General features: G+C 49.2%; 3 protein-coding genes and 1 pseudogene. 2 read left to right on the top strand and 2 right to left on the bottom strand.

All coding sequences use genetic code 11. The annotated features are described in order from the left end of the window. Together LLG46_10070 and ppdK are read right to left on the bottom strand one after the other, a co-directional pair. The coding region (locus tag LLG46_10070; GenBank protein MCE5323645.1) for a hypothetical protein at positions 1-1,972 on the bottom strand (1,972 nt) is incomplete at its 3' end. A 311-nt stretch (positions 1,973-2,283) separates the two neighbouring features. Continuing rightward, positions 2,284-4,941 carry a pyruvate, phosphate dikinase gene (gene ppdK / locus LLG46_10065; protein ID MCE5323644.1) on the bottom strand — a complete coding sequence of 886 codons (2,658 nt, stop codon included), beginning with the start codon at positions 4,939-4,941 and terminating at the stop codon, positions 2,284-2,286. A 553-nt stretch (positions 4,942-5,494) separates the two neighbouring features. On the opposite strand from ppdK, the gene LLG46_10060 reads away from it, so the two are divergent. After that, the gene (locus tag LLG46_10060) at positions 5,495-5,977 is read left to right on the top strand and encodes a hypothetical protein (protein MCE5323643.1); all 483 of its coding nucleotides are present in this window, start codon (positions 5,495-5,497) and stop codon (positions 5,975-5,977) included. 211 nt (positions 5,978-6,188) lie between these two features. Beyond that, positions 6,189-6,393 (top strand): annotated as a pseudogene (locus LLG46_10055) (GIY-YIG nuclease family protein). Positions 6,394-6,629: the final 236 nt, after the last annotated feature.

The following is a 6,629-nucleotide window of genomic DNA, read 5'->3' as shown; positions in this document are numbered from 1 at the left end:
AGACCGAGCGACATATTGCTTCACTTGCAAAATCGGTATATCCAGACTGGACGTCACTGTAACTATCACCAAAGGTCTGGTCATAGGATACTTGCACATATCCATGGCCCGTAGTGGCGTTCATGTCAAGCCGGTATTCCGCACCAGGGTCAGCGTAAAAATACATATATCTGTAACCATCCTCATTGACTGGTATATCGGTCAACCCGTCTTGATTTAGAGGGACTTCCATGAATCTGTCTGCCAGATTTGTCGGGTTGTCAATAACATTAACTGACATATAGGCGTGTTTTCCACCGGCGGCAACAATTATCATCGCTGTCCCGGCCTTTAGTGCTGTGAGAGTGGCTTTGTTGTATCTGCCGTCGGCGCTCAAGCCTGTCTTTTGAACAGTTACCACGGATGTATCGTCAGATGTCCAGTCAAAAGTATTAATATTGGTGACAACAGAGCCATCAATATCAATGGCATGCGCCTTCGAGAACGTATAGGTGGTTCCGGCAAACATCACGAGCGAGATGGGTGCAACGCGTGTTTCTGAAAGCGGCTTGGACTCTGCCAGCACAGTCACCGTGCCTCTTTTTGCAAATCCGCAGACGCCGCCGACTGCATCTTCTGCCCTTACGTATATGTTATGCGTCTTGGCCGACATTGTGGTGCCGAACTTGACTTTCCAGACTATCGTGATGGTGCCGCTGCTTTGCGTGACTTTTGTTATACCGCAGTTCAACGACGCATTTTCACTGCTAATGATCCCCGCAGCGCCATATGTAATACCGCCGGTCGCGCTGCCGTCATTTTTATACACATAAAACTTCTGAGTATTGCAGTTATAGAGGAAGTAGCCGCCTCCGTTGCTTGATACTGACGTATTGATCAATAACCGGCAGTATTTGAGATTTGAATATCCGTCGGCATCGCTGTAGCGGCAAGTATACGTTCTCCAAATGTTGGGAGAAGTGCTGTCATCGGTGGGAGTGATAGTGCCCAGTGTAGGCGTCTGATTTATAGTTACAGTGCCCTTGCTTACAAACCCGCAGACGCCGCCTACTGCATCCTCTGCCCTTGCATAAATGTTTTGCACTTTGCCGGACATTGTGAGGTTAAACTTTACTTTCCAGACAATCGTGATGGTGTTGGCGCTAAACGTAACTCTTGTTCCACCGCAGTCGAGCAATGCATTTTCTGTGCTTATGGTTCCGGTGGTGCCTCGCGCGATTCCACCAATCAGGCTTCCATCGTTTCTATACATGTAGAACTTGTTGGTGCTGCGATTATAAAGGAAGTATCCGGCCCCATTGCTTGATGTCGACGTGTTGATCAATAACCGGCATAGTCTGAGATTAGCGTATCCGTCAGCATCGGAATAAGTGCAGGTATAAGTTCTCCAAACATTGGGAGTGGTTGTGCCGGAGCTGGGAGTAATAGCGCTTAGTGTCGGCAGCTGGTTGATAGTAACGGTGCCCTTGCATGCAAATCCGCAAACACCCCCTGCTGCGTCTTCTGTTCTTACGTATATGTTATGCTTTTTACCGGACATGTTGACATTGAATTTCACTACCCAGGCGATTGTGATGGTGCTGCCGCTTAGCATGACTCTTGTTCTTCTGCAGTCCAGCGATGCATTTTCGCTGCTTATAATTCCGGCAGTGCCTCTGGTGATACCGCCGACTAGGCTTCCATCGTTCTTATACATAAAAAACTTGTTGGTGCTGCGATTATAGAGGAAGTAACCGCCTCCATTGCTTGATACTGCCGTGTTGACCAACAACCGGCAAATTTTGAGATTGGCATATCCATCAGCATCGGAGTAGGTGCAGATATAAGTCCTCCAAATATAGGGAGCAGTTGTATCGGCATTGGGTGCGACAGCGCTCAGTGTGGGAACAGTATTTGCAGCCATGAGTGGGCATGATATCAAGATCAACACTGTCATGATTGCAGACAGCCGAGCTAATTTATTTAGTATCATAATTACGGCCTCCGGGGGATCATTGTGTGGCATGTTATAGTCAATGCCCGTGTTAATTGTTAAGTTTATTATAGCATGGTTTTTTTGAAGCTGCCTTACGTGTTAATATGGCGAGATATTTGCGCGCAAATTGCAGTTGTTGAAAGGGGTTGTTGACGGCGTATCTTAGGATATTTTGTTATAACAAAAAAACCCCGGCAGGTGTCTCCACCAACCGGGGGATTCTTTCTATCTATTTGCTTATTTGGGCGCAATACGTTGCGCCCTCACCCTAGCCCTCTGCCACAGTAGAGGGAATAAGGCATTTACTTCTAGCTCTTCTCCTCGATAACTGCCTGGGCAGCTGCGAGTCTGGCAACCGGGATTCTCTTTGGTGAGCAAGAAACGTAGTTCAGGCCGATCCTGTGGCAGAACTTGACGCTGTCCGGCTCTCCGCCGTGCTCTCCGCAGATTCCGAGCTTGATCGTCGGGTTGACTGCCTTAGCATCCTCGACGCAAATCTTCATCAGCCTGCCGATACCCTTCTGGTCGATGGTGTCGGTCGGGTCTGTCTTGAAGATCTGCTTGTCGATGTAGAGCGGCAGGAACTTGGCTGCGTCGTCGCGGCTGATACCATAGCCCATCTGGGTCAGGTCATTGGTGCCGAAACTGAAGAACTGAGCTTCCTTGGCGATCTCGTCAGCGGTGAGGGCTGCGCGCGGAATCTCGATCATTGTGCCGATCATGTAGTCGACGTTGATTCCCTCAGCCTTCATAGTCTCCTCAGCCACCTTGGTGAGCTGGTTTTTGAGATAGGTAAGCTCGTTTACAGTGCCGATGAGAGGGATCATGATCTCAGGATGCACTTCCATACCGGCCTTTTTGACCTCACAGGCTGCTCCTATGATGGCGCCTACCTGCATGTTCACGATGCCAGGCATGTAGATAGAGAGTCTGCAGCCTCTAAGACCGAGCATAGGGTTCTGCTCGTGCATGTCCACGACCTTCTTGAGGAGCTTTTCCTTCTCAGGCAGCTCAGGGGAGTTCGGGTTCTTGCAGCGAAGCTCGGTAACCTCTACCAGCAGCTCGTCCATGTTAGGCAGGAACTCATGCAGAGGTGGGTCGATCAGTCTTACTGTGACCGGCCTGCCGCCCATTGCCTTGAAGATACCGATGAAGTCGTTGCGCTGTAGAGGAAGCAGCTTGTCGAGAGCTTCCTGGCGTGTCTTCTCGTCTTCAGCAAGGATCATGTTGGCTACCAGCGGTGTGCGCTCTGCGCCGAGGAACATATGCTCAGTGCGGCAGAGTCCGATGCCCTCTGCTCCGAGTGCTACAGCATCGGCTGCATGCTCGGGGTTGTCGGCGTTGGCACAGACCTTGAGCTTGCGGACTTCATCAGCCCAGCCCATGAATGTGCCGAAGTCACCTGTCACAGTTGCAGGCTCGGTTTCGAGTTCAACATTGTATACCAGGCCGAGGGTTCCGTCGATGGTGATGACGTCGCCTTCCTTGAGGGTGATGTCGCCTACGTTGACTGTCTTCTTGGCTTCATCGATCTTGACAGCGCCGCATCCGCAGACTGTCGGGATGCCGTATTGGCGGGCGATGAGAGCTGCATGGCTGGTGCGTCCGCCGAGCTGGGTCAGAACACCCTTAGCGGCAAGCATACCACCCAGGTCATCCGGGTTGGTCTCTTTGCGGACAAGGATAACCTTCTCGCCCTTGGAAGCCATCGCGATAGCGGTCTTGGAATCCAGAGCAATCTTGCCCGACGCGCCGCCAGGTCCGGCGTTCAGACCCTTGGCGATCTCCTTGGCACCCTTGGCAGTCTTGATGCGCGGGTGGAGGAGTTGCTCAAGTGCTTCCGGCGGGACTCTGATCAGAGCCTCTTCCTTGCTGATGCGCTTCTCATTGACCATATCCACAGCAATCTTAACTGCTGCAACGCCTGTGCGCTTGCCGTTGCGGCACTGGAGGATAAAGAGTCTGCCCTTCTGAATGGTGAACTCGATATCCTGCATATCCCGATAGTGGTCCTCGAGCTTCTGCGCGATATCTGTGAACTGTTTGTAGATATCGGGGAACTCGTTGGCAAGCTGTGCAATCTCTTCAGGGGTTCGCACACCAGCCACCACGTCCTCGCCCTGAGCATTCTTGAGGAACTCGCCGAAGAGCTTATTATCACCGGTAGCGGCATTACGTGTAAAGGCTACGCCTGTGCCGCAGTCATCACCCATATTGCCGAAGACCATCGTCTGAATGTTGACGGCGGTCCCGAGGTCGTGGGAGATCTTCTCGCGGTTGCGGTAGATGATAGCTCTCTCGTTGTTCCAGCTCTTGAAGACTGCGATGATAGCGAGCTTGAGCTGCTCCATCGGGTCTGTCGGGAAGTCGTTGCCCGTGATCTTCTTGAAGTATTCTTTATACTGAGCCACTAGCTCTTTGAGACCCTCGGCGTCTACTTCGGTGTCTACTTTGGCGCCCTTTTTCTCTTTTAGTGCGTCGAAAATTACTTCAAAGTGATGCTTGGCCAGCTTTGGATAATCGCCGGAAAGAACGATGTCCGAAAACATCATCAAGAACCGGCGATAGGCATCATATGCAAATCTGTCATTGCCGGTTGCGGCGATGACTCCCTTGAGAGTGTTTTCATTGAGACCGAGGTTAAGGACGGTGTCCATCATACCCGGCATGGAAAACTTGGCGCCGGAGCGCACCGATACGAGCAGGGGATTGTTGGCATCGCCCAGCTTCTTGCCCATGTCTTTCTCGACATCGGCAAGAGCAGCAAGCACGTCTTCCCAGAGTCCATCGGGAAGCTTGCCGAGCTTGGTATACTCGTTGCAGGTCTCGGTGGTAATGGTGAACCCGGGCGGAACAGGCAGACCGATATTGGTCATCTCCGCCAGGTTAGCGCCTTTGCCTCCGAGAAGGTCTCTCATCGTGGCGTTACCTTCACGGAAAAGATACACGCGTTTCTTGTCGGACATTCAGTAATTCCTCCTATATATCTACTTACTTATTGTACGCTTTCTTCATGAGAATCGTGAAGAAAGCGATTAGGGAGCATTCTTCGCATTTGCGAATAATGCAATTATTGTCGTACCAAACATGGTACTTATTCGCCGCCGAAGATGATTCCTTCCACCATTTGGGATTTTTGGGGTGTTGGGTATCAGATGCCGGGTGTCGGGGAAGGGATGGGCGGAAATTGACAGGCTGGTTGGTTGGGGATAGAATGCGGGTGAGATTGTATTGTAATGACATCAGCTCGTTTCGGGACTGAAGTCCCGAAACACCAGAAACTGAACTTGGACTGCTGGTGAGAATACAGCGCAAGTTAACAGCCTTTGTAATGGCCATTTACATCAATAAAAAGCTTAATAGACCAGGGTTAGCTGTCAAATCACTCGTCGCGTAATTCGCATCAGGCGTGAATTCTTTAGAAGAAGTAGTCGTGTTGAGCCATATTCCCAGCAGCTTTTCGCAAAACGCATAAAGGTATACGAAGACTTGTTCCGAATTACCAATAACTTTTCTAAAGTGGCCGCTGAAGTACTAGAAAATGATGATTATACTCCTGAGGAACGTAAAGAGATCGTAGGCGAAACTGTGCTTGCTGTTGCAGAGTTATGCGATCAACAAGCATTCTATCTTGATGATAGAATAGTAATTCAATGTGTCTCGGCTCTTATGGGTTTAGAGGACGTCTATTGCATTACTGACAGCAATGAGAAAACCCGCAGGACTAAGCAATTCTACGATAACCTTAGGCAAACTCGACAAATTCTCAAAGATTGCTCCGGTTTGAGCAAGATTGAAAAGCTCTTCCAAAATGTTCACGGATATCGGCTTGACAGTGAAATTATTAGGTTCTACAATAAGCAGTTCAAAGGCCAGAAACCCTCGTTCATTGGTTGCGTAGGAAAACAAAGTAAACTCAATGGTTCGGCATCCCCAGATGCCGAACATGATTCAGTTATTTCGGAAAGCCCTTATCCTAAAAGCAATAAACAACAGATATGATAATCTGTTATTCCTGCGAAAGCGGGAATCCAGGCACTGTTGTTGTATTAAAGCGCAGGCTCTTTAGATTCCCGATCAAGTCGGGAATGACATAGTGATAGACAAGTTAGAAATAGCATAGTAGATGGGTCTGACGAGAATTTCAAAATGACATAGTTAATAGGTCGGTCGGGGATAGCATGGTTAATATGAATGCTGGAATCTAAAAAAGATGAACCAATACTACGTATACATTCTTGCAAGCAAGCGAAACGGAACCCTGTATATTGGAGTTACTAATGATCTTCAGCGCAGAATGTATGAACACAAGCTAGGAAAAGTGGAATAGGGCTTGGAAGCTTCAGCTTATAGAGTCGATGAACCCGAACTGGAATGACTTGTCGACAAAGTGGTTTCTCAACAAGAATGATAAGTGAGGAATGCCCATTTCCTGGATTCCTAATAAAGCTGGGAAAGACATAATTAAGAGATCAATCGTGAAATTATGGGCTGCGCTGTAATTGAGAGATTGCATGTGGGCATGTGCATAAACCATTAGGGAAGTATAGCACTTAGCCCTTATGCTCTGTCATTTCCGCGAAGGCGGGAATCCAGACACTATTGTCGTAATAGAACGCAGGCTCCCTGGATTCCCAATCAAGTTGGGAATGAC

It is taken from the genome of bacterium (genome assembly GCA_021371935.1).
Lineage (GTDB): Bacteria > Armatimonadota > UBA5829 > UBA5829 > UBA5829 > UBA5829.
The sequence above is the reverse complement of the archived record's forward strand: the minus strand, read 5'-3'. Positions and strand labels throughout refer to the sequence as shown.

Bases quoted from the DNA above. Each gene is read 5' to 3' on its own strand.
- ppdK (MCE5323644.1), bottom strand. From the start codon at position 4,941: ATGTCCGACAAGAAACGCGTGTATCTTTTCCGTGAAGGTAACGCCACG.